We start from the raw sequence: 25,803 nt of genomic DNA on the forward strand, positions 1-25,803 counted from the left end.
AATGGAATAATATCACGAATCATCCAAATTAAAAACTTCTACCGAATGGCAGAAGTCACAAGAATTGATTCACGACAACATCCCATCAATGACAAGTCGAATACCCCATACGGAGGGAAATTCGCTTTTTTTGTTTCTTTTACCTAAATCCCCCTCACTTCAAGCGTACCAACTCTTCTTACAACTTAAAGTTTCAGAGCGGCTTTCCGTACTTTACCAAAACATGCCATAAGAGTTTTAATTCTTGAAGTACTTCTTTTTCGGTTCCTCGGTCCCGCCATGCTGAAGGATCATGCTTTAAGTGCATAGCAGCAGATCCAATCATGCTCGTATCGATATAACCGTCATGAGCAATACGCTTAGCCAAGGAGGGCATCGTAGGCCCTCTAAAATCTGAAGGCACTTCGTCTACCCACATCGCGAATCCCATGTGCCAATAGAGTTGGATGGCATACTGTAAACATATTTGCTCCAGGACTCGCCCTGTTGGAGTACCCTTGAATGAAGGATCGGCTACTAAAATTTCCACATCTTCCTTTAGACGGATGTTTCCATGAACTTGCGCTTCAATATAGTGGTTAAGATTACGTTTAGCTTCACATTTTGAAGAGTCTGAAAACGGCATTGTGAGGTTGCCCCGAAGATGGTCAACTAATTTTTGTGATCGAAGATCTTTTTCCCCTAGAGCGGAATCTCTTAAGAAAATCTCCTCTAGTAATGCCGCCATCATATCATCAAATTCTGCAAATGTTCCTTTCTGTACAGTGTTTTGATGCGAATCCATATAGGTGTATGTACTGCGATAAGAAACCTCAGGGGATAGGAGGAAATAGCAGGAGCCAAAGCGCGGAGCTGGCCCATCCGAATGACGCATCAAATCAAGAGCGCCATATTTAGGGCGTTCGCTATTCGAAGCACCCTCTTGTTGGTATGCCCCTCCAAATAGTCTTTCCTCCCACAAATCACGTGGACCGCCAGAATAGGCTGATACACTACCACTGGATAACAAGGTCTCAAATTGGCTCTTGTACACGCCTTGCTCCAATAGCGCCTCTGCAACACTTTTCTTTACCGGATCTAGTCGATCTGGATGGAAATGTAGAGCAATCTTCGCATGTGACTTTATTTTGACCACAGCATCTTCAAACTCTTCCCGATCCACATTAGACATTTGAAGAATTTCATGGATGGTCTGAACTGCTTCACTTTTTCGAGTTCGCGCGTAATTCGTAACATATTCTAAAGCCGATAATTGTGACTCCGATAGTTCCTCAGTGAACTGAGACTCTCTTTTTTTATTGGCATTTGCATCGCCTTTCCACTCCATTGCTTATTCACTCCTTTCTAGACCCAGTACATAAGAAAAGAGACTTGATTTCTCCTCTCACTGTATCAAACGCTTCTTCACTTAAAACTTCATATCCTTACCATCGCAGATTCCGATAACTTTACATGGATCTCGAATGATATAAATTCAAGATCGAATGTTGCTGGCTTGAACATCGTATGCGCGTTATGCGTAATCTTCCTTTTTCGCAGGACTAATCAACTCGATTTGCTCGTAAGGTGCTGTCAAATAGGGACTCAAAACAAATACCATTCAGTTAACCGTCAGTGTCACAACCACTCAACCATAATTAGAGCGTCTCAGCCAATTTCTGAATCTTTGAGTGGGAAATTAAATATACATTGCCTATAATGTCGATTTTGCTGCCCTTCACACGTACAGCACCATCTTTGTCTGCCGCCACATAAATATCCATTTTATTTGATAAAGGGAAACGCTCCTCAATCATTGCGGTGTTATCATGATCAAAATGAGCTTCAAAAGAAAAGTGATTAAGAGCCATACCTTCACAAACAGTGCATTCATCCACATATTCATCAGACATGTTCATCCCACCAGCACTTGTTCCCATTACAACAGCATTGCTTTTTTTAATCAAATCCGATAATTCATATTCCGTCAAAAGGTGCTTTTGGTCCCGAGCGGTTCCACCACATAAAAAAACGACAGAGGCGTTTTGAATTAATCGCTGGGCATCTTCCTTCTGCGTGCGGTCATCAATGAAATGATATTCATCAAAATAAATGTTAGCCTGATTAAACCATGTCCTTTCAAAAACACTATCAATATTAACTTGTTCATCACTAAAATCAGACGATTCAGCGCTAATCATAACAAGCGATTTTCTGTCTGTTATATCCTCATGCAACACATTGACTAGCTTCTCAGAAAAGCCCTTATCATAAAACCAATCTAAGTAATAGTGAGTTTTCATCCGTAATTACCTCCATATGTAATATCTAAATTTATCCATTATGTTTATCAAAATTCATAGCGCCAGGCAAGTGAAAAATGTCTATAGTAATATAAATTTAGAGGCATAATCAAAGTTTTTTATCTGCGCTAGATCCACATTAAGCTTATCCGGCGAGGAAATGGGCCACGTATTTTTGTTCTGCACCGATTATCTTCACCTCCTTTTATATCATGGACATCGTACCATATAATGAAATTCAATAAATCTTACAAATTAATTAAAACAAAAAAATCCAAGCATCATTAGTTCCTTCGGTGAACAGCAAAAAGACTTACTCGAGGTATCGATCCCTTCAAGTAAGTCTTTATTTCTAAAATTATAAAGATACTAGTCCCTTAAACGAAAACATACTCCCCATCACCAATCGAAATCTTCTTCCCTTTCAGGTCTAACGAATCTGTTTCAAAAACCACCTGCTTAAATTGGTTCTCGTCTCCTTGCACGAAAGCAAATGATCTATCGCCAATCTTAAGGCTGAAGGTATCATCCTCTGACTTCGTAACTGGCAGTCCGAATATCGTTCCCCAATGGTTGGCTGCAGCTTCAGGATCGGAGACATGAAATACAGCACGGACGATTTCGACTTCTCCCGCAGGATGAGGTTTAATGACTCCAGATGATGTTAATCTTTCCACTCGCTCTGTATCCGTTCCGCTCCATTGAATGATGAACGGATAGACCAGTCCCCCAAAGTCACCAGCAATGGTCATCATCCGCCACTCTATTAATCTTCCCTCGTTATCTAGACGCTTACCATCGATAATTGGAGATAATGATAAGCCTGCTGCTTTCAGGGAAGCCGCTACTTCTTCAATATCATCCGTCCGGATGACTACTCTACTTAGAACTTCATGTTCTGGTAGAAGTTTTACTGCATCTTTCACCACTAAATTATGTTCAGTTGCCTTTGCCAGCTCAAGATTCTCAATGCCCAGAAATTCGAGATAGGTTAGCCCAAAGTAACTTAAGGCATTATAGGTTCCCCAATCTTTATGAGAGCCTCCCTTAAAAGCAACCAATCCATGAGCTCCAAAGAGCTCAACCGGTTTGGCCAAATCATTGACATAGTGAACTAAATGATCCCATTTCATCGTTGCCATGCTTACTTCACTCCCAGCTCAGTAGTACGTTTTACGGCTGCCAGAACACTTCTTTGCAGACCCGCTGCGAAATCACTGTTGTTTAATTCGTACAAGCCATGCATGCCGACACCGCCAGGTGAATTATTAATATCCAGCAGCTGTCGTGGATGCAGCCCTGTCTGTTGCAGCATTGCTACCGAGCCCATCATATTCTCCAGTGCAACCTTCCAGGCTTGCTCACGCGGCAGTCCGGCAAGTACACCTGCATCCACGAGAGATTCAATGAAATAATAGATATAGTTAGGACCCGCCACACCAAATCCAGTGAAAACATCCATTAACGCCTCATCCAGATATTGTACTTTTCCAAAGCCGAGTAGGAAATGCTCCACTTGATCACGAGTAGCATAAGCATTTAACGCTACACCACTATAGCCATATCCTGTATCGGTCAAAGTATTGGGGATAACCCGGATAATGGGCCGTTCAGCTCCAAAATAACCAGCTAACTGATCATTCGTCACACCCGCCACAATCGATACGATTGCGGCAGAAGCTGTAGCGAATTGTTGTACGTTTTGACCAAGGGTAGTTAAATCATCCTGTGGGCGAACTGCCACTACAATCACATCTGCTGTAGACAGGTTATGCTCTTGCGAACTCTCCGTATCTACACCGTATTTGGTATTCAAAAACTGCAGACGCGTTTCATTAATATCCGATACACTAATTTGATTTACAGACAAGGTGTTATTCGCTATACATGCGCGGATGATCGCTTCCGCCATCTGTCCGCCACCAATAAAATGAATCTTTTCTTTGGTCACTCCGTTCACTTCCTTAATTAATTTTTGTCCCAAGCTTCAGGTAGAATGAAACCATCATATTTTTCTAATCCAAGAATATATTCTTCAAACTCTTTGGATTCATAAGCAGCTTTCAAATCTTTAGCCCACTGAGAATTTTCATCCTTTTTATTAACCGATACGATAATTCTGTGTTCCATAGGTGTGTTTTCTATTTTCAAAGCATCCGTAATCTTTCTGTCCGAATTAGCAATATAATTACCATTTACAACGCCATAATCAACATCTTGAAGGGAGACAAGGATTTGAGCGGGGTCCAATATTTTAATATCAATATTATATTTATCCGGTTCCATACTATTAATATTAAAATCCGCTACGCCTGCCCCTTCTTTAATTTTGACCCAACCCAATTCTTCCAGAATACGCAGTGCACGCTCTTGGTTTACCGGATCGTTCGGAACAGCTACGGTTGTACCGTCTTTAACATCGTCTAGCGTGGTATGATTTACAGAATAAAGACCTTGTGGAGCACCTGGAACATAAGCAATTCCGACCATATCTGCATTGATTTCTTCGTTAATGGCCTCCATATAAGCTGTACTTTGGAATATGCTTGCGTCAATGGAGCCTTCCTTCATTGCTGGATTGACCTGCATATTTTGCGAGAAGGTTTTAATGTCAACGGAATACCCTTGTTTCTCTAGAATCGGTAGAATCGATTGGCGGAATTGTTCCTCATAGGTTCCGACACCAAATCCAACGGTAAGCTTTTTCTTATCTCCAGAATCCCCCGCCTCTTTATTGCCACAAGCCGTCAACACTGCAAGAACACCTATCATCATCACTAACATTAACTTTTTCATACTTACTTCCCCTATTCCAATATAGATTTTTTAAATTGTGCCAACGCTTCATCCGTCACATTGAGTGGGATTGCGCAATTTGGAGATAGAATAAACGGCTGGTCTTTCATTAACTTTAATGCATCTTCAGCTTGCTGCTTGATTTGGGCAATATCGTTTACCGCAAACAACCCATGATCGACTCCACCCACTTTAGTAGCCTTGAGATTTGCCTCTAACCCTGGATTCCCCTCGGCTACCGTATCCCAACTGATCCCGTCAATCCGATAATCGTTAAACTTCTCAGGCTGGGCGTAGGCTCCACAAGTATGAAGAATGTTTTTTCCATAGCTCGCTGCTTCTAAAACAATAGAATCATAAGGTCTGGACAGTTCGTCAAACATAGCTTCATCAAATAATCCTGGGTGAGCTGTGCCCGTCACTGCGTAGAACAAACCGTCAGAACCCGCTTGCTGTAACTCTTGTACATAATCGGCTAAGGTTAAGGAAATCGCATGTAGCGCATGATGTGCTGCCGCTCGATGTTCTTTAAACAAGGATTCCAAAGTTACCGGGTGCTCAATACCAAACACCGTTTTAGTAACGTAAGCAGAACGCCCTACAATAAATAGCAATACTGTTAATGGTGAAAATACAGTTTGGATTAGCGGGGTGTCTGGTAACCCTTGACGAATCTTTCTAACCGCATCTAAATGCTCTGCCAAAGGGGCTGACTGGACTGCCTTTTTGACGTCGATATCCCACAGACTAGCCGCTGTTGGAATAGCCGTCGTTTGCTGTCTCGGAAATACGGTCTGATAATCCGTAAAATCGTATTGATTCCCCCAAGCTTCCGCCAGATAAGTCGCTCTTGGATTAATCTTGACCCAATCCCAATCATATTTTTTCGTAAAAGAAATCGTAGTTTCTGCTAAATCATCTGCAGTTTGTTCTTTGTCGATAAAATGGCGCCAACCACTTCCGATTGGACGATCCGCCCGTTCTCCAGATAATAATGCTTTAAAACGATCTTGCTTACTCCATTCACTCATCTGTCGAGTCCCTCCCAGAATATGTAGTAACTAGTAACGGCGAATTTTTCTTGCTAGCGTGTTGCCTAAAGATTGAATACCTTGCACTAAAATAATGAGGATAATCACGGTGGCTACTACGACAACAGTGTCAAAGCGTTGGTATCCATATACGATCGCCAAGTCTCCCACGCCGCCTCCCCCTACCGTTCCAGCCATTGCAGTTGCACCTATCAAACCAATCGTCGCTGTAGTAAGAGACAGGATTAAGGATCCAACCGCCTCTGGCAATAAAAAGTACCAAATGACTTGAAAAGGAGTGGCTCCCATCGCCTCAGCGGCTTCAAGGATTCCCGGATTCACTTCAAGCAGTGAGTTCTCTACCAACCGTCCTATATAAGGTGCGATATAGATAATCAAGGGTACGATCGCTGCGCTTGTCCCAATTGAAGTATGAACAATCAATCGTGTGAAAGGCACAATCGCAACCAGTAAAATAATAAAAGGCAATGAGCGAATGATGTTGATAATTGGATTTAGTACGGCGTAAAGCGCTTTGTTCTCCAAAACCCCACCCGGACGAGTGATGACAAGCAATATCCCAAATGGGATCCCAATCAGGGAACCAACAAACAAGGAGAACCCTACCATTTGAATTGTTTCTATAATCGCCTGCAGAAATTGATCACCTGTTACTGTGGTCGAAAACATTAGATTCTACCTCCTCTACACCGACTCCATTTCTTGTTAAGAAAGATAATGCATTGTTAATCTCTGCTGCCTCACCATCGAATTGAATGATCACTGTTCCCAGTGTTGTTTCTTGAATCTCCGTCGTATTCGCAAATAAAATATTGACCTTTATATCGCAGGAGCGAATCATTTCAAACAGGATAGGCTCAGAGGCACTTGCTCCCACAAAATTAAGCTTGTACAGCTGACTTCCGGGTTCTGTTTTGATAGATTTCCGCACGCTAGAGGTCATGCTATTTTGAATAACCGTCTTCACGAAATTTTGCGTGGTCAGATGTTTTGGACTTCCGAATACATCTAGAACACTTCCTTGCTCAATAATCCGGCCTTCTTCCATGACAGCTACCTTGTTACAAATCTCTTGAATCACGGACATTTCATGTGTAATGATCATCACGGTAATGTTGTATTCAGCATTGATTTTTTTTAATAGCTGTAAGATAGAATGTGTGGTCTGTGGATCTAAGGCAGAGGTCGCTTCGTCACATAAAAGGATAGACGGATTCGAGGCAAGCGCTCTGGCAATCCCGACACGTTGCTTCTGACCACCTGATAGCTCACTCGGGTAACTCCCCGCTTTGTCACTTAATCCAACAAACTCTAGCAGCTCCATTACCCGCTGGCGGATTTCATTTTTATTCTTTTTTAGGAGAACTAGAGGGATCGCCACATTATCAAATACTTTTTTAGACTCTAATAGATTAAAATGTTGAAAAATCATTCCGATATTTTTCTTAGCGGTACGCAACTCTTTATCGTTGTATGTTCCCAAATCACGTCCAGCGACCATAACTTGTCCTTTGGTGGGTCTTTCCAAATAATTGACTAAACGAATTAATGTACTTTTCCCAGCACCGCTATAGCCGATAACCCCGAATATATCGCCTTTTTCGACCTTTAAATCGATTCCTTTAAGAGCATCAATAGTGGTCCCTTTCCGAGTGAACGATTTGTAAACATTCTTTAATTCAATCATTTCCATTCCCCTCAATCATCTTTAGGATTAAGCTTCCTCTTGCAGCTTCACCAGCGCTTGTTCTGCCAATAAAGCGAAGTACTTAGCAGCTGGCAATATCGCAGCTTCATCAACATCGAAACGAGGGTGATGTAAGGGATAGGCTGGACCCGATCCTATATTCACAAAAGCACCCGGTATCTGTTGTAAATAAAAAGAGAAATCTTCTCCACCCATCTGTGGAGGAATATCATGTACTTCATAGCCGAAATCTGAGGCGATCTCTTTGGTAAAGTCCGCCCATTCCCCATGATTTATCGTTGCGGGTGGACCTGGATACCAGTGTAACTGGGCCTCTGCCCCAGCTCCCGCAGCAATCCCTTCGATAAGACGAGTCATTTGTATTGGAATATTGCGGCGAATCTCTTCATTGTAAGTTCTTACTGTACCTTCTAATTCGACTTTTTCCGGCAATACATTCCATGTGAAGCCTCCATTAATTCGGGTAACACTTAACACTACTGGTTCAGTGGTGCTGTTTTGGCGACTTACGATGGTTTGTAGTGCGGTAATGATCTGAGCCGCAGTTACAATCGTATCTACACCTTTTTCAGGATAAGCAGCATGAGCGCCGACACCTTTTATTGTAATTTCAAAACGGTCAACACCGGCTGTTAAAGCTCCTGTTCTTGTTCCAAAAGCTCCCGTTGGCAAGTCAGGTGAATTATGGAGACCAAATATAGCCGCCACATCCTGGAGTCCTCCCGAGGCTAAGACACTTTCCGCCCCATGCCCTGTTTCTTCCGCGGGTTGAAACAATACTCTAACCTTTCCAGGTAGTTCATTTTCACGAGCCTTTAATAATAATGCAGCACCTAAAATAGTAGCCGTGTGAAAATCGTGACCACAGGCATGCATCTTTCCTGGGATCTCTGAGGCAAAGGACAATTCAGTTTGTTCCTCTATGGGAAGTGCATCAATATCACAACGAATGGCCACTATGGGTCCGTGACCCTGCCCGATCTCTGCGATGAGTCCGGTTTGTAAAGGTAAGTCAAGGATGTGAATATTGGCTTGGGTCAGCCATTCCCGTAATTTTGTTGTGGTTTTAAACTCTTCATACGCTAATTCAGGCTCACGATGCAGGTTTCTGCGAACCTCTATTAATTGATTAGCTAAAGCTTGCTCAACCTCATTTAGTGGTTTCATAGGTGATGTCTCCCCTTTCGTTATGCTTCCAGCTTTTCTTCAATCCCTTTGATGCGATCAAGCGCAGTCGATAGACTGCTTAAAATATGATCTTGCATGGCTTTTTCAGCACCATCTTCATTTTTAGCAGCGATCATTTGTAAAATAAGATCATGTTCTTCATCCGCTTGTGTGTTCCAATCCCCATGCATAGAGACGAATCGACAATAACGAAGCGAATGATCTCTTAATTGATTCAGAACCTTCTCGAAGGTTTTTAGTTCGCTGATTTCTGACAAATAATCATGGAACTCAAATCCATATGTAACAAAATTCTGATTATCACCAAGCTGGAACGAGTGTTTCATTTTTGTAATCATCGTCGTTAAATTCACAATATCTTTCTCTGTGGCATGCTTAGCTGCACTTCTTGCAATATAGCCTTCAAGCATGCTGCGAATAAGAAATATTTCTTCAACCTCTTTAAGGGTTACTGAAGCTACCCGCAGTCTTCCATTTGGCTGTCGAACCAGAAAATCCTCGTTCTCCAGTCTCTGTATCGCCTCTCTTAGAGGTGTGCGGCTGACCCCGAGCAAGGCCGCCAAATTTTCTTCATTTACAGGTTGATTCGGTTCAAACTCGCTATCAATAATTTTTTGTTTTAATTCATAGTAGGTATTATCCTTTGATAACCTTCGTGATCGTATCGCCATTTCTATACTGCTCCTCATCGATAATCTGTGGGGTCCGAATCCCAATAATATATTTGTATAATTGTATACAATTATTAGTTAAGAATGGATTGGTTAGTTACATTCCCTTCCATACCGTTCAAGCTTTTTTATACTATATTCCAATTATTCCACCTAGTCAAGTAGGAATTAAAAATCAATTTAATCCCCTCTTTTCAACACAAAAAAACTCTACAACCCTCAGGGGTTGTAGAGTTTTTTTTGGATAAATAAATTTCAGAATTAGAAGGAAATAATCCCCGAGGTATGGAGTAACACTAGGAACACTAGGATCGGCGCCACATAACGGAGCATAAACAGCCAAACACGGAACCAGCGCGCCTGTAGTCCAGCGGCTTCCGCTGCACCTTTCCAGAAATAACCGGCGAAGATGGTAATCAGCAGACCTCCAAGCGGCAGCATAATGTTAGAGGTGATAAAATCCAGCCCATCAAATAGAGATTTGCCACCAATCGTTAGCTCCGGGAACATCCCCAGTGACATCGCTAAAGGAATACTAAGAAGGAAACAGATCAGCGTCAAAATCCAAACCGAACGTTTCCGGCTCCAATTCCAGCGCTCCATTGTGAAGGATACAGGCACTTCAAGCAGCGATACAGCTGAGGTTAGAGCAGCAATCGCCAGCAAGATAAAGAACAAACCGCCGAAGAGCGCACCAAAAGGCATAGCCGAGAAAGCGGCTGGCAAAGCGATAAAAATCAGCGAAGGCCCCTGATCAGGAGCAATACCAAATGAGAACGTCGTCGGAAAAATAATCAAGCCTGCGATAAACGCGTATAACAAATCTCCTGCACCGATTGCGATTGCAGCGGTACCCAGCGATTGTTTTTTATCAACATAAGATCCGTAAGTCAGGAGAATCCCCATCCCGAGCGATAATGAAAAGAAGGCATGTCCCAATGCAACTAGCGCAGATTCCGCTGTCAACACTGAAAAGTCCGGTTTTAGGAAAAAAGATACCCCTGCGGATGCACCCGGTAAGGTTACTGCGCGAATCATTAACACTACAAGGAGTACGACCATACCAGGAATTAATACTTTGTTAAATTTCTCAATCCCGCCTGATACGCCAAGGATGACTACACCCGCCGTAATCAGAATGGCTATCCCCTGCCAAACGATCGGCATATATCCAGAGACAAACGAATTGAATTCGCCTGCATAATCAGTAGTGCTGAATAGTTGTCCATTAAAAGCAATCATCGAATAGTTCAGCGTCCAGCCAGCAACAATAATATAAAAGGAGAGAATTAGAAACGGCGCAAGTACCTGCAACATTCCAGCTGCAAACCAACTCTTCCCGCCTCCAGCCCGCATAAAAGAGGTCGCCGCGCTACCACGCCCGCTGCGTCCGATAGCCAGTTCTGCCAACAGCACCGGTAACCCTATCAGCACTAAACAGACGATGAAAAGCAGGAAAAAAGCTGCCCCCCCATTTTCTCCTGTAATATAAGGAAACTTCCACATATTCCCTAGCCCAACCGAGCTGCCGATGGCGGCAAAAATAAAGCCCGCGGAAGAGAAGCGTTCCTCCTTCTCCGAGAGAAGATTTTTGTTACCCTTCATTTGATTCATTATAACGCCCCGTTTTCTTTTTTAGACCTCATTATAGCTTAAGTAACAAAGCACGTCATATGGAAATTTTCTGACTATTTTTATAACCACTCGAATTCTCTGTTTGTAAACGCTTATATTATTTATTCAGCTCTTGAATCTCATTATATCCACTAATGTCGTGCCTCATTGCTTCAATGAAACGGATTGTCTAAATCCTGACAATATTTTTAACAAAAAAGGCTCCCACTAAGGGAGCCTTTTCTAAACATTATTTGCGGACAGAGAGAATGAACCTCTCAAGCTTAGCTGTATCGGTTATGCTCCGATTACATTCCTGATTATCCAGACATACGTATTGACCCACAGCAGAAATATTATCCGGCGAAACGTTCACATTCTTGGTCTTAACATAAAAGAATGCAAGCTCTTGATGCCGATTGCAGAACATGCAGTACCCTTTTTTGTGCGTTGGTGTGATTCTACCCTCAATACCAATGAACTGTCCTTCGCACGGATAGATAATGAATAATTTATTACTGGCAATATCTATCCAACTCAAATACGTTATGTTGCGATAGTCGATGAGTTGTAGATCAGGTACTTTCAGTTTCTTATTCTTAGGGAATAGCTTCTGAATCTGCTTCAGCGTAATCGTCGGATATGACTCTAGGTATGGTTCTAATTCACTAAGATATCTCTGGAAATCTTCTGCAGTTTCGAAGGTCGATATTTGTTCCAGCATCTGCTTGTGATTCTCCGTAAGAGAAGGAAATGCCTCAATAATGTTCGTAGCAGCACTATATCTTACAGTCTCCAAGACTCTACGATCCGCAACGGTTCGCAGGGTATGCAGAACAAATTTCGTTTGTTTCTTAATTAAGTTATATTGATGGTTTCTAATAAATGGTGTACACATCGCTTTTCAGCCCCTTATTTATATTAAAAGTTCATAAGGTGCAAAGCCCATTTATAGAAACGATAAAATTAAGTTGGGCGATATATCCATCCATCGCACCTCACGCAAAGTATCGCCCTATATTAGGCTTTGCGTGAGGAACTTCTAGCTAATGGGCATTTCAACATTAGCACTGTACCACCTCCGAGCATATTTCATGCCAAAAGTATAGCACCGTATTTTAGAAGGCGCAATTCATCTCGGGTTGCTTATTTGCATGCCATACCTACAAAAAAAAAGGGAGCTACATGGACTAGTCCAGTAACTCCCTCTTTTTTGACTATTCTTTTACAGCGCCGACTACGATCCCTGTCACAAAATAACGTTGCAGGAATGGATAAACTAATAATATCGGTAGCGCACTTATGAAAATCTGTGAAGCCCGTATGGTCCGTTGAGACAAGTTAGCTACAGCTGACGGATCAAGCTTGGACATATCTGCCTGAACGATAATGGTCTGCATAAACGTCGCCAGTGGCAGCTTATCCGAATCTCTGATATAGATTATACCGTCAAAGTAAGAGTTCCAATGGCCCACCATCATGAATAGGGAAACTGTTGCAATGACTGGTAAGGAGACTGGTAAATATATTTTCAAAAAGGTCTTAAAATGTCCTGCTCCATCAATAAAGGCTGCTTCCTCAAGGTCCTTAGGTACACCACGGAAGAAGTTCAGCAGCAAAATGATGTTAAACACGGCTACCAATCCAGGTAAGATAAGTGCCATCAAAGAATTCATCAGCCCGAGCTTTAGAATCAAGATATATCCCGGAATCAGACCCCCACTGAACAGCATGGTTACGACAAAATACCAAAGATAGATATTACGCGCCCGGAAAACTCTAGTTTCCTTAGAAAGAGCATAGGCTGCAACCGTATTTACTACCAGTGCAAGTGCAGTTCCTAGTATTGTCCGCTCTACCGACACCCACAGGGATGTAAGAAAATTAGTATTGTTAAAAGTTTTTGCATAGGCCTCCAAAGTGAAGCCAATTGGCCAAAAGGTGACCAACCCAGCATTGGCTGGGGCGGACGCACTAAGAGATACCATGAGTAAGTGATACAATGGCAGCAAGCAGAGCACCGAAAGGATAGTTAGGAGCACATTATTGAATATGCTAAATATTCGATATGGAAGGGTTTTATGGTACATTTGTTGTCATCCTTTCTAGAAAATTCTGTACCCTGCAAATCTATAGGCAAGTCGGTATGAAATAACGATTAGAATTAAACTAATTGCTGATTTAAAAAGATTAACTGCGGTCGCAAAGCTGAATTGTCCGCTGAGAAGACCTTCTCTATACACAAAGGTATCAATGATATCCCCTTGTTGATAGATCAAAGGACTATATAGGTTAAATACCTGGTCAAAGTTGGCGTTCAATACATTGCCCAGTGCCAAGGTCGCAATTACAATAGCAATTGGAATAAGTGCTGGTATGGTAATATACATCGTTTGCTTCCAGCGACCTGCCCCATCCACTTCAGCAGCTTCATAAAGTGATGGATTAATGCCGGATAGCGCAGCTAGGAAAATGATCGTGTTGAAACCAAATTCTTTCCAAACATCACTGGCTATGATGGTAAATCGGAACCAGTTGCCGTCCCCTAGAAAAAAGATCGGTTTTATGCCGAAAACGGACGAAATAAACTGATTCACGATCCCTGTTTGAGCTAGGATATCGATCAGAATTCCTGAAAGGGTAACCCATGACAAGAAATGCGGTAGATAGACGAGTGTTTGAATCGATCTTTTAAGGCCCATATTCCTTACCTCATTAAGCAACAAGGCGAATATAAAAGGAATAATCAGGTTCAAAACAATCTTGGAGCAAGCAAAAAACAGTGTATTCCAGGTAATTTGCAGGAAGTAATCGTTCTCCCACATGTACCTAAAATGCTTAAGTCCGACCCATTCGGAATCAAAAAATCCTAATGCAGGCTTATAATCCTGAAATGCCATGAGTATTCCTGACATGGGGATATAAGAAAAAATAAAAACCATAATTGCCGCCGGTAATACCATGAAGTGGAGCACCCATGGTTGTTTATAGCCTTTTTTTCTTTTTCTTTTTATACTTGGTTTATTTTCCAGGCCTACCTGCTGTATTGAATTAGCCTCCATAGCTCTCTCCTGTTCCCAAAAAAAATATTTTGTGTGTGATGGGGATCTCTGCTATAAATAGTATCAGGCGTTTCTCAGGTTTGACTATATAACATTGTTAGGCTTGATATGGTTTTATTAGGACATCATCTGGAGGGTACATTTATGAATATTTGGAAGCGCTTTACATCCTTGAGAGAATTAACACAATCCCGGTTTAGTTTGTTTGCCAAAATAAACTGCCTGATCATACTCTTATTCATCCCCATCATTATCATGTATACCTTTTCAAATAACGTCACATACGATGTTGTAAGCAAAGAGCTGCAGGTGTCCAATACGAAGCAGCTCACTTTTCTGTCCAGTCAAATTGATTCGCGTATTAATCAGATGATGGACTTCACCCTTATCCTTTCTAGAGATCCCAATGTCAGAGCCTTCAACGGATTAAACATTTGGGCTGATCGATATGATCAGATGCAGACCCGGTATGTCATTCAGGAAAAGATGGTGCTTCAATCTGGGGTTGCAGATATTTGGCCTGCCAGATATGCCGTACATTCACAGCAAAATAAAGATGTCATCTCCAACTACAATCGAGCATTTGGGTATGATGAGGATTACTTAAAAAGAAATATGAGTGGAAAATGGACGTATGGCGATCACAGCTTGGAATCTAAAGACGAGTTAAAATCCTTCTACTGGTTCTATACAGATTCCTTAGCTCAGCCGGGGATGTTGACGGGAAGCAACTTGGTGATTGAGGCCAGCTTCAGTTATGAGAATATTCAGAACATGCTGGATACGTACAAGGAAGGTGGACAAGGTGATCCTTTTCTCTATCATAAAGGGAACTCGCCAATTCTGAATCGCAGTGCGGACAAGCAGCTATCTGAAGAACTCATTCGTTACCTGGATAAACACTCACCTGAGAATACTACCCAGGATGTAGTCAAACTCAATGGCAAGAACTACTTGGTCAGCTCTGTGAAGTCCTCCTATTTGGATTGGAATTTAATAGATGTTGTCCCTCTATATCAAATTCTAAAACCCATTTCGCTCAGTCAGGATTTGTTCTATATCTCGATGATTTTGCTGTTTGTTATGGGAATTTCCGCTTCCATATTACTATACAGAAATGTTCAATATCCTATCAAAAAGCTAATTAAAGGCTTACGGCGCGTGCAGCGTGGAGATTATTCTGTACGTCTTCATAATGAAGGCCGGAACGAGTTTTCGTTTCTATTCCATCGCTTTAATGATATGTCCCATCAAATTCAAGACCTGATAGAGAATGTGTTCAATGAGAAAATCCGTGCCCGCGAAGCTACACTTAAGCAACTGCAGGCGCAAATCAATCCGCATTTTCTCTATAACTGCCTTGGTTATATTATCAATATGGCCCAAATGAAGGATGAGGACGCTGTCGTCTCCATGGCTTATAATTTAAGTGCTTACTACCGTTATACTACCCGAATGGAACGGGAAACCGCGTCACTGGATGAAGAAATCAAGCTGCTCGTCAACTATTTGGATATTCAAAAGCTGCGCAATGCCAGAATTGATTATCATATCGAAATCCCTGAGAACATGTTAAGCCAGTCTGTGCCACGTCTAATGCTACAACCTATTGTGGAGAATTCAGTCATTCACGGAGTGGCAAAATCGTATTCTTCGGGTGAGATCAGCATTAGTGGTGAGATTTCGAACGGCTTCTGCAAGATCTACATTGATGACGACGGACCTGGCTTGAATCCGGAGCAGCTGGAAGCTTTGAATCGTAAAATGCAGGAGCCATTGCAGGAAGAAATGGGCTGCGGGCTCTGGAATACGAATCAGCGGATCATGCACCTGTTCGGTAATCAATCCTGTCTAACCTTTAAACCATCCCCTCTTGGAGGTTTCCGAACAGAGATTATCTGGGAAATCCCTACGGAGGATGAATATTCTAAATTTAAGAATCATCAAGGAGAATAACAACATGCAAATGATTATAGTAGACGATGAAGCACACTGGGTAGATAATCTTGCCATGACTAAACCCTGGCATACGCTAGGCATTGAACAGGTGCATAAAGCGTATTCAGCACGTGAAGCGCTACAAATTATCGATACAAACCCTATTGATATTGTGATCTCGGATATCCAAATGCCCGAAATGACGGGAATTGAATTAATAGAGCGGATAAGAAAACGTGATAAAAAGATCAAATGTATTATTTTATCAGGCCATTCGGAGTTCGATTACGCCAAAAAAGCACTTCAGCATAATGCCGTCGATTACTTGCTTAAGCCACCTACCGATGATGAAATTATCGGTGCAGTCAAAACTGCCATCGAGCAATTGAACACAGAATGGGAACTTATCAGTTCGCTTAAACGAACCCAGTTTACCCTACGGGAAAATCTGCCGCTTTTACGTGGTCAACTGCTGCTTGATGCCTTGCAAGGTCATCAATTTCAAGCTGGCGAATGGGAACGGAAGCTCGTAACTTATGATTTGCCCTTCCATTCTGGCGATTGCGCTTTGATGCTTGTACGCATGGAAGAAGAATTTAGCCATTATAACAATAATGATCAAACCTTAATTGAATATGCCATCATCAATATGGCTGAAGAGATTATGGGTGAGTTTATGCAGGTCTGGGGCGTTAAAGAGGAACATGGATATCTTGTGTTTCTGCTTCAGCTTAAAGAGAAAGGATCCGACATCGGCAAAGAAACCATCCTAGAAAAGCTTTCTTTACAGCTTCAGTATAAGGTTAAGCAATTTCTGAAAGGTTCCCTGTCCATAGTAATCACTGAATGGTTCCAGTTTCCCGAGAAGGTGTCGAGCCGTTTCCGTCAGGCTACAGCTTATTTCCGGCAGATCGTGGGAGACGAGCGCGAATTCGTAATGCGGGTCAGCGAATTTGAACCTTCCACTACCCAAGGACCTTTGGATGCCCTTTACACCCCGCCGACACTAATTCACCTGCTTGAAAGTGGGCATTGGGATGCTGCGGAAGAGAAACTACTCGCTGTCTGCGCGGAGCTGGATGAGAAATGGTCTGAATCGTGGGAGCATTGCATGGAGGCCGGTTTTTTAATCACTGCATCCTTCACGAATCTCGCACACCGAAATGGGCATACTCTAGCTAACTTAGTGGGAGACGATCTCGGTTGGTTGCAAAGCGGTGAAGCGTTCTCGACCATCGGTAAACTTAGAAAATGGTCCCTCAGCATTCTGAGCAAATTGAAAGAAGGAACGTCTAACGAAATTAAAGACATCAGGTCTGAATATGTGAAAAAGATTCAAGATTTCACAGACAAAAACCTGCATTTAGATGTTTCATTACGGGTTCTGGCTGACCATGTAAACCTCCATCCGACTCATTTATCAAAAATTTATAAGATTGAAACGGGTGAAGGAATAAGCGATTATATCTCGCGCCTGCGCATGGATCGCGCCTGCCATAAGCTGAAGACTACCTCTAAAAAAGTTTATGAAATCAGCATGGAGATTGGCTATATGGACCCTGCTTATTTTATAAAAGTGTTCAAACGACAGTTCGGAGTAACGCCGCAGGAATATCGAGACAATAATAAATAGCATGATAGAGTCCTATCGAAACTAAAAATCTCATATAGATGCCATCCCCGACTAGTTGTTAAAGTTACACTTGTAAAGATCATACACAGTAGGGGGAATTAAAGAATGATCAAGTTCAAAAAAATGTGGTCGTTGTTAACGGTCACAGCACTTATCACACTCACAGCCTGTGGCAGTGGTGGCGGAAATAATGAAAACGCCAAACAAAACAATACCACATCGTCTGAGACTAGTTTATCTGAAGCAGATGCTGCTTTTGAAAAAGGTAAATACGATCCACCCATCGAGTTCAGTTCGGTATTGATGCCGAAGAAATATGTTCAAGGTGATACCAAAGAAAACAATGTTCACGATCGCTGGATGCTGGAAACACTGGGCATGAAGCATAAAGATACTTGGTATCCTGCCAATGACGATCAATACAGACAAAAGCTTCAGCTTGCCATTGCTTCTGGCGAAAAGCTGCCTGACTTCGTTTCTGTACCAACCAATGCAGTATTGACCAATCAACTGATTGATTCCGGTCAGTTCATTGCTATCGATGAGTTGTTCGACAAATATGCTAATAAAATTCTAAAAGATCATGCTGCAGCACACCCAGAACTTTGGTATCCATTCACAAAAGACGGTAAGAAATACAATATGCCGATCCTTGAATATACTGATAATGACGATACTCTTCTCTGGTTACGTGAAGATTGGATGGAAAAGCTGAACCTTCAGGCTCCAAAAACAATTGCCGATCTTGAGAATATCATGGACAAATTTAAGAACGAAAACCCTGATGGTCTAGCACCTAAAGATGTTTTCCCACTTGCGATTTCTTTGAAAAATAATACAAACACCTGGATGGGCCAACTCGACTGGTTATTCGGTGCTTACGGTACGATTGAGGAACAATGGAATAAAGATGCCGACGGCAATCTGGAATACGGTTCCATTAACCCTGGTGCTAAACAAGCCCTTGCTAAGCTTAGTGAGTGGATGGACAAAGGTTATATTCACACAGACTCTGCACTTTGGGATGAAGGTAAATCTGCTGAAAGCTGGACAAAAGGCGCCGCAGGTATTCTACCAGGGGCAAACTGGGTTCCAGACTGGCCGGCTCCCGATCTTATGAAAAATGTACCTGGAGCGAAGATCAAAGCTTATCCGGTTCCAGCAGGTCCAGACGGACTCATCGGTACCAAATGGCAGAACTCTGGGGTAAACGCTAGTATCATGATTAACAAAGATGCTAAGCACCCTGAAGCAATTTTCTTATACTACAACTACTTGCTTGATAACCTAGCTAATCCAGCAGCTGGTAGTGAATTTGAATACGGCTTTGCTAAAGGCTACGATTGGGACATGATTGATGGAAAGCCTACTAGTGATAAAGAGAAGATTAAAGACTTCTCCAATGAGTTTCCTTTCTTAACTGGACCGGCTCGTATTCCTGATCTGTTCATGAAGACATTGGTTAAACTTGCTGATGGTGAAACCCCTGTAACTCCTTATGAAAAACAAATGGCTGAGTTCCGTAAACCGGAAAACTGGGCCGCTGCAAAAGTTGTTATGTCACAAATAGACATTCGTAGACAGAACTATTTCACTGGCGCTGCGACACCAACGATGGTATCCAAATGGAATCTGCTTCGTCAATCCGAAATGGAAACCTTCAACAAAATCATTTACGGTAAGCTACCTGTAGATGCCTTTGACTCCTTTGTTTCCAACTGGAAAGCAAATGGTGGTGATCAAATCACCAAAGAAGTTAACGAATGGTTCAAGTCTGTATCCACCAAATAGACTAAAGTAAATAAAAACAAGCCAGAGCGTGATCCTTTCGCTCAGGCTTGTTTTTTTATGAATTCCTATTAACTTTCGCTCGCTAGAATCCCTTTCAAATACCCCGTCAACTCTTTTGCCGCTTGTTCATGAGCTAATGCTCCCGGATGACTTCTTGCCCCTATGGTCTCACCCGTCATATTTGGAAGCTGCAATACAGAAACCTGCTTGTCCCCTGTTTTCTTGCTATAAACATCGACCGCCCGGTAGATCGCTGGCATCATCGGGATACCAAGCATCCCATATGCCCATACGAGATGTGCATGTTGATTATTTTTTCTAAGCTTCATCAGAAATTTCTCAGCGGCATCGACAAAAGCTTGTATATCATCCTCATGATAGGTCCCGTCTTCATTTAAGCGTTGTTTATGGCTCTCCCCTGTTACCTCATCTTTCCATTCTGGCGATTGAAAGGCGCCCCCATCATTTGTTCCTAGATTAACTACCACAACATCTGGCTGCCAGGTTTCAAAAGAATGTTCTTGAAAAGCTCCTAAAGCTTCGTTTTTTGCTCCAGTTAGAAGACCACAAACCTGCTCATAACAATCAGGGATATTACCGTGCGGATTATTATCCCAGCTAGTAAGGACTCCCCAGCCACTTTGAGAAATAACTCTATATTCTGCATTTAAAGCATCTGCTGTCATTCTGGTATAGTTGTTGATGGCGCTAAACCACATTGGAATCCAATCTTCTTCAGCCTTGGCACCTATACTTCCTTCTCCGGATGTGATGCTGTCACCTATGAACTCTATCTTGTGGGGTTTGTCCGCAACCGGCAGGAATTTTCCATCCATCTTCACCGCATGTATCTGCAAAGAGCAGCCAGGATCTCCACTCATTGCCTGCACATCTTTTACAATACGAATATTGTTGACAACACGATCATTCATGCCTCTAAATACACAAATCCAATACCTGCCTGCTACTAACATTTGTCTGCTAACAGGAACGGAATTGATCAGGATGCTAATCCAGGGTTCATAAACATCATAATCTGCTTCTACTTCAAGCCATAGCTCAGAACTTTTAACATTTAATTCGACCGCACTGCCTGTCCAAAATAACGTTAGTGGAGAAAGTGACCCTGTTGTTCTGCCGTGAATTTTCAGATGTTCGATATCAGCTAATGTATGTACCTTTAAGTTTGTATTCTGCTTCATAAAATCCCTCCTAATTTACCGCTAGAATCCTAATCTATACTTCTACTTCACTACTTCTTCAATACTATCTTATAATCCTTTTCCAAATAGCATATACTCTTCCTCTGGTACAATAGAATTAAATGAGGTCATGAACAAAGGTGGGATTGAAGTTGAAAGTTATACCTAACTGTATCACACTTGGCAGAATTTTTTTGGCAATAATGCTGTTATTCTTCGAGCCGCTAAGTTCGGCCTTTCTTGCAATTTATATCCTTTGCGGAGTCACCGATCTGATAGATGGTCCAATTGCCCGAAAATCAGGCACAACAAGTAATCTCGGAGCAAAGCTGGATTCTGCTGCCGACACGATACTAATCGGGATCTGCTTATTTACTTTGTATCCGTATCTGGGTCTTACCCTCGACTTCATCCTATGGATCTTCTTGATCGCGGCCATCCGCATAACATCGACAGGGATTGCCCTCCGCAGATTCAAAACTTACGCAAGTATCCATACCTACGGCAATAAACTCACCGGGCTTCTCTTATTTGTAACTCCTATATGGCTTTCCCATAGTAACCCCACCATTTGGACAACCATTGTCTGTATAGTTGCAACCTTATCCGCCGTGGAAGAATTGATGATTCAAATCACATCCACTCAATTACAGCTGGACAGAAAAGGATGGTTTTACAACCCTCCTAATCAGGAATAATGAAAGACACCGTAGTTCCCACCCCAGGAATACTTTGAATCTTCAAGCCTTGTCCATATAATTGTGTTAATCTCCGATCTGTATTAAGGAGCCCAATTCCTTGATCCTTAAGACTTTTTGGTTGCAATAACTTACTGACTTGAGCTTCATCCATTCCAATCCCCGTATCAGCAATGATAAAATGAACAGCCTCCGCATGTGTCTCGATGTGAATACGCAAGGTTCCACCTTTTGCCCGACTTAAGATCCCATGCCGGACGGCGTTCTCGACCAGTGGCTGAATGGTCAGCGGAGGAATTAGAAGCTGTAGATTCGCGTCTACCTCCCATTCAACCTGCAGCCTCTCCTCAAAACGCTGCTGCTGGATATATACATAATTCTCGACCAGCTCCAGCTCTTGCGACAGTGAAACAAGTTTGCCTGCATTTAAGAAGTCAAAGCTGATCCGCAGATAAGTAGTGAATGCATCTGAAAGATCTTTCATTTTGACAGTGTCAAAATCACTCAAGGACATAATCGAATTTAATGTATTAAAGAGAAAATGTGGATGGATCTGCGCTTGTAAATAAGCAGCCTCCATTCTCAAACGATCATTGACTGCTTGCTTCATAAAAGTGAGCGACGAAGCACGATACTTCAATTCCATGGCATCTACTGGCTTGGTTACATAGTCATTAGCGCCAGCCAAGAAACCTGCATAGACATCCTCCTGCTCACTGCGAGCGGTCAATAGAATAATAGGAAGTTCATACATCGTGAACCGCTCGCGTATCAATCTTGTCAATTCATATCCAGACATGCCCGGCATCATCACATCAGCGATAACCAAATCGAACTGCTCATGATGCAACATATCCAGCGCCTCACGGGCTGAAGTCGTTGTATCAATCCGATAGGCTCCATCTGATAAAATATTTTGCAGAACTTTTAAATTGACCGAATCATCATCAACCGCTAGCACATGTATGATGTCAGCGTCTGTATCGAGCTTCGAGAGTGCCTCTACTTCCTTTGTGTTATAGGTGGCAGCCACCATAGCTGATTTCTCCGCAGTTATCCACATGCTGAATGGTGACAATGGATCCGAATCTTTTTCAGTATGAACATCTGGAATAGATGACTGCAGACTCCCTTTGGCTACAGGTAATTTAAAGCTGAACTTACTTCCCTGACCCGGCTGCGATTGCAGCAATAATTCACTGCCATGCAGTTCGACCAGCTCCTTACAGATACTAAGCCCCAGCCCAATGCCGCCTTGACCGTAAGCCCCTTGTTCATAGCGCATAAAAACACGCTTTTTCAAAGCTTCATCCATACCTACTCCTGTATCCGTAACATGTATCCATACATCCCCACCCACTTGTTCTGCGGCCAGTTCAACACTTCCCTGTTCGGTGTACTTTAGTGCGTTATGAACTAAATTAATCAGAATCTGCACCAATCGCTCCTCATCAGCATAAACACGAGGCAGATTCTCATCTATAGACATTCGAAGCTCCACCTTCGTCCCACCGGTTAAGAAACGTAACATATCCAGTACACCTTCAGCCAATGACCTCACTTGCAACGCCTTTATATTCATCACAATCCGCTTATCCTGCAATCGCACAACATCAAGCAAGTCATTCAGCATAAGCGACATCCGGCGACTGACCATAATTAGCAATTCCATGTCACGCTGGCTCTCTTCATCCAGCACATGTTTTTTTCTTGTTAACACACTTTGGGCAATATTCATAATCCCATGCAGTGGAGTGCGCAGCTCATGTGACGTATTGGCTAGAAAACGGTCCTTTAATTTATTGGATTCCGCCAATTGAGCGTTCAGTAACACATTTTGATGGGATTGATGAAAATATCTCCTAAACCAATAGGCGGAAAATGCGGCAAGGGCAGCAATTAAATCTACGGGATAAAACATAAATTGTGAGCTACCGGCATAGTAGACAGCCCCCCACAACATATTATTTAGTACTGCTAACACTGAAAACAATAAAAATAGAGCACCTTCAGCTCGTAAGGCTACCATCTTCCAAAAATAATATACCGTCCAACACACTGGAACGTAATACAGGATCATGTAATACCCTTTTCCGATGATATATAACACTGCCTCTTCAGGACCTACAATAATAAATAAAGTAAAAATGAGAACTGACAGGATGTAACTATAAAACGCCTTGCCTTTCCGTCGATTCCCCAATAGTTCTCTTCCCATCAATAAAAGGAATAAACAAAACCCTATATACGAAAGAACCTTTAACCTCAGCATCCAGGCAAAATCAACATGAAGAAACCTGAACAACAGTCCATTATGTTCAACCCCAATGGATACAGCCGCAGCGACCATCATTAGGAAAAAAATAATCAGCTCTGTTTTTCGTACATCCATCAGATAGATAATCAATAAATACAACCCATGTAGAAGAAGCATGACCCCTACGACTAGCTGCAAGCCAATGGAATTCCAGTATATAGTGTCTACCCCATGTTGAATGCCAAACTCCACGGACCGAATTATGCCCCCTTTTAGTGGAGACTCATAGTTTGACGTCCGAACAAACAGATCCAGATGCTTCTGATCTGTAGGTGTATAACTGATTAAGAATGCTTTCGTCACATAAACATGCTCTTCCTTCTCGTCAGATAACACTCCAAACCGTGAGAGAATTGTTCCATTAATCTCCACTTCAGAAGAAGTATAGATGGATTGGAACCAAAAGCTAAGTGGCTCAGACAAGGGACGATCTAGCAGAATCCGCAAATGATAAGTTCCGTATCCATACGCCTTCTTTTGCTCAGCAGAATTGAATACAGAATTCCAGTTACCCGGCACCTGAAGCATCTGGCCTTTTAAAACACCATCCACATTGGCGGCATTCACCCATTGTTCAGGATAAAACTCCCATTCTCCATCCAATGGAAAGGAGCTTAGTGATTCAAGGTCTACTCCCCGCAAATCGAGCACACCTTGCTCCACTACAGGAGGATTGGACAGAGTAAAATGATTGTACCAGCTCCAGCGTATTGCAATCAGCAGGCAGATGAATACTACTATGTACAACATATGACTTAACTTAATTTTATTCTCCGAAGTTCTCATAGACTCCTCATTCGTCAATAGTATTTAATAGTGCTATATCCCTATCTCCAACTTTGAGCAATACAGTATGATTATACTATATTAAGAGGCCTATAGACGTATGTAATCCTATGTTCAGAGGAAAAAAACCAACCATCCCAAAGAGCAGATGGTCGATTCCTTTATTGTGATTTATTGATTAAAGCAGATCGCATCGCCGCGAACTTACTAGGCATTACTCCCACATTTGTTTTGAACGTCCGACTGAACAGATGAATACTAGAAAACCCCACATCTTCGGCAATCTCCGTTAGATTTTGCTTTCCCTGAATGATTCTCAATTTAGCCTGCTCGATACGAACATGCTTCAAATAATTATGAATGGTCACCCCAAGCTGAGTCTTGAACACATACGACAAATGATTGGCAGTCACACCAACATGCCTACTGATAGATTCATTACTTAACTGCGGATCTTGATAACACTGGTGTATGTGATGAATGGCGCCTTCAATTAAAGGCCATCCTTTGGTTCTCTTCCCTTCCGTTCCTTTGGACAGGTTCTGATTTCTAAAGAACAGAAACAACAATTCCAAACAGATAGACTTGTTGATTAATACCCCGCCGTACGTTGGATCTAGCAGCTCTTTTTGCAGTTGCATGAATCTTCTCTTCAATTCGATTCGATCTGGGAGCTGCAGATGAGATAGCGGATAAATATCAGCAAGCTGCATTTCACTTGGCATGATATCCTGGATCCCGGGCCTAAGTCCATCCGCTTGATCCGATGAGCTTTTATCCTCGTTATCATACAAATCAAAATGAAAGATATACTGCACTAAGGGTAAAGCCGAGGTGGACCTAATTATATGGGGCAAGCATGGATGCATGAGCAGCACATCCCCTTCTCGAACCAGGAACTTCACCCCATTCAAGAAAAACTCCGCCTCTCCCTGATCTATATAGGTATACACGTGATCTTGATCCAACCATTCACCTGCTAGTAAGGAGGATTCCATGACTTTGGCTACTCGAACATAAGGGGAAATGCTGTTCATCCACGACTCATTCACCTCGAATCTTCTC

Annotated in this window: 21 protein-coding genes; 4 read left to right on the top strand and 17 right to left on the bottom strand. The window is 42.3% G+C overall.

Translation table 11 applies throughout. From position 1 onward, the window contains the following. Window positions 1–193 precede the first annotated feature (193 nt). From MKY54_RS19455 to MKY54_RS19520, 14 genes are all read right to left on the bottom strand, one after another. On the bottom strand, window positions 194–1,327 hold the full coding sequence (locus MKY54_RS19455) for a DUF3626 domain-containing protein (protein ID WP_076307705.1): 1,134 nt from the start codon (window positions 1,325–1,327) through the stop codon (window positions 194–196). 310 nt (window positions 1,328–1,637) lie between these two features. Continuing rightward, window positions 1,638–2,282 (bottom strand): Type 1 glutamine amidotransferase-like domain-containing protein, encoded by a 645-nt coding sequence (locus tag MKY54_RS19460; protein ID WP_076127138.1) that lies wholly within the window; start codon window positions 2,280–2,282, stop codon window positions 1,638–1,640. Window positions 2,283–2,659: 377 nt separating this feature from the next. After that, on the bottom strand, window positions 2,660–3,424 hold the full coding sequence (locus tag MKY54_RS19465; RefSeq protein WP_076127140.1) for a VOC family protein: 765 nt from the start codon (window positions 3,422–3,424) through the stop codon (window positions 2,660–2,662). A gap of 2 nt (window positions 3,425–3,426) precedes the next feature. Further along, window positions 3,427–4,233, bottom strand: a complete 807-nt coding sequence (gene proC / locus MKY54_RS19470; RefSeq protein WP_076127142.1) for a pyrroline-5-carboxylate reductase — start codon at window positions 4,231–4,233, stop codon at window positions 3,427–3,429. Window positions 4,234–4,250: 17 nt separating this feature from the next. After that, the gene (locus MKY54_RS19475) at window positions 4,251–5,078 is read right to left on the bottom strand and encodes a MetQ/NlpA family ABC transporter substrate-binding protein (RefSeq protein ID WP_076307704.1); all 828 of its coding nucleotides are present in this window, start codon (window positions 5,076–5,078) and stop codon (window positions 4,251–4,253) included. An 11-nt stretch (window positions 5,079–5,089) separates the two neighbouring features. Next, entirely contained in the window at window positions 5,090–6,109 is a 1,020-nt protein-coding gene (locus tag MKY54_RS19480; protein ID WP_076307703.1) for a uroporphyrinogen decarboxylase family protein, read from the bottom strand. Window positions 6,110–6,139: 30 nt separating this feature from the next. After that, the gene (locus MKY54_RS19485; protein WP_036688669.1) at window positions 6,140–6,799 is read right to left on the bottom strand and encodes a methionine ABC transporter permease; all 660 of its coding nucleotides are present in this window, start codon (window positions 6,797–6,799) and stop codon (window positions 6,140–6,142) included. Further along, window positions 6,774–7,817 carry a methionine ABC transporter ATP-binding protein gene (locus tag MKY54_RS19490; protein ID WP_036688670.1) on the bottom strand — a complete coding sequence of 348 codons (1,044 nt, stop codon included), beginning with the start codon at window positions 7,815–7,817 and terminating at the stop codon, window positions 6,774–6,776. The genes MKY54_RS19485 and MKY54_RS19490 overlap by 26 nt, the downstream gene beginning before the upstream one ends. A gap of 27 nt (window positions 7,818–7,844) precedes the next feature. Continuing rightward, window positions 7,845–9,005, bottom strand: a complete 1,161-nt coding sequence (locus tag MKY54_RS19495; RefSeq protein WP_076278667.1) for an amidohydrolase — start codon at window positions 9,003–9,005, stop codon at window positions 7,845–7,847. A gap of 20 nt (window positions 9,006–9,025) precedes the next feature. Then, on the bottom strand, window positions 9,026–9,697 hold the full coding sequence (locus MKY54_RS19500) for a GntR family transcriptional regulator (protein WP_052097124.1): 672 nt from the start codon (window positions 9,695–9,697) through the stop codon (window positions 9,026–9,028). 261 nt (window positions 9,698–9,958) lie between these two features. After that, window positions 9,959–11,311 carry a sodium-dependent transporter gene (locus MKY54_RS19505; RefSeq protein WP_076127152.1) on the bottom strand — a complete coding sequence of 451 codons (1,353 nt, stop codon included), beginning with the start codon at window positions 11,309–11,311 and terminating at the stop codon, window positions 9,959–9,961. A gap of 250 nt (window positions 11,312–11,561) precedes the next feature. Further along, the gene (locus tag MKY54_RS19510; protein ID WP_076307702.1) at window positions 11,562–12,209 is read right to left on the bottom strand and encodes a FusB/FusC family EF-G-binding protein; all 648 of its coding nucleotides are present in this window, start codon (window positions 12,207–12,209) and stop codon (window positions 11,562–11,564) included. A gap of 319 nt (window positions 12,210–12,528) precedes the next feature. After that, the gene (locus MKY54_RS19515; RefSeq protein WP_036688680.1) at window positions 12,529–13,401 is read right to left on the bottom strand and encodes a carbohydrate ABC transporter permease; all 873 of its coding nucleotides are present in this window, start codon (window positions 13,399–13,401) and stop codon (window positions 12,529–12,531) included. Between the two features lie 15 nt (window positions 13,402–13,416). Continuing rightward, entirely contained in the window at window positions 13,417–14,373 is a 957-nt protein-coding gene (locus tag MKY54_RS19520; protein WP_036688682.1) for an ABC transporter permease subunit, read from the bottom strand. Between the two features lie 144 nt (window positions 14,374–14,517). Between MKY54_RS19520 and MKY54_RS19525 the strand changes: the two genes are divergently transcribed. The 3 genes from MKY54_RS19525 (at window position 14,518) to MKY54_RS19535 (ending at window position 19,735) form a co-directional block, all read left to right on the top strand. Continuing rightward, window positions 14,518–16,329, top strand: coding sequence for a sensor histidine kinase (locus tag MKY54_RS19525; protein WP_036688684.1), 1,812 nt, complete (start codon window positions 14,518–14,520; stop codon window positions 16,327–16,329). 4 nt (window positions 16,330–16,333) lie between these two features. After that, window positions 16,334–17,944 (top strand): response regulator, encoded by a 1,611-nt coding sequence (locus MKY54_RS19530; protein ID WP_076307701.1) that lies wholly within the window; start codon window positions 16,334–16,336, stop codon window positions 17,942–17,944. Window positions 17,945–18,049: 105 nt separating this feature from the next. Further along, window positions 18,050–19,735 (top strand): ABC transporter substrate-binding protein, encoded by a 1,686-nt coding sequence (locus tag MKY54_RS19535; RefSeq protein ID WP_076127158.1) that lies wholly within the window; start codon window positions 18,050–18,052, stop codon window positions 19,733–19,735. Window positions 19,736–19,803: 68 nt separating this feature from the next. Here the strand turns inward: MKY54_RS19535 and MKY54_RS19540 are convergent, their stop codons facing one another. Further along, entirely contained in the window at window positions 19,804–20,937 is a 1,134-nt protein-coding gene (locus MKY54_RS19540; protein WP_076307700.1) for an SGNH/GDSL hydrolase family protein, read from the bottom strand. Between the two features lie 152 nt (window positions 20,938–21,089). Here MKY54_RS19540 and MKY54_RS19545 point away from each other — a divergent pair, with 152 nt between their 5' ends. Further along, window positions 21,090–21,635: a CDP-alcohol phosphatidyltransferase family protein gene (locus MKY54_RS19545; protein ID WP_076307699.1), complete on the top strand. Its 546-nt coding sequence runs from the start codon at window positions 21,090–21,092 to the stop codon at window positions 21,633–21,635. Here the strand turns inward: MKY54_RS19545 and MKY54_RS19550 are convergent. Beyond that, window positions 21,622–24,738, bottom strand: a complete 3,117-nt coding sequence (locus MKY54_RS19550; RefSeq protein ID WP_076307698.1) for an ATP-binding protein — start codon at window positions 24,736–24,738, stop codon at window positions 21,622–21,624. The two genes, MKY54_RS19545 and MKY54_RS19550, sit on opposite strands and share 14 nt — an antisense overlap. Before the next feature lie 161 nt (window positions 24,739–24,899). Then, a complete protein-coding gene (locus tag MKY54_RS19555; RefSeq protein WP_076307697.1) occupies window positions 24,900–25,790 on the bottom strand; it encodes an AraC family transcriptional regulator in 891 nt (296 codons plus the stop codon). Between the last annotated feature and the right edge of the window lie 13 nt (window positions 25,791–25,803).

The organism is Paenibacillus sp. FSL P2-0121 (assembly GCF_037975345.1).
GTDB classification, from domain to species: Bacteria; Bacillota; Bacilli; order Paenibacillales; family Paenibacillaceae; genus Paenibacillus_AQ; species Paenibacillus_AQ odorifer.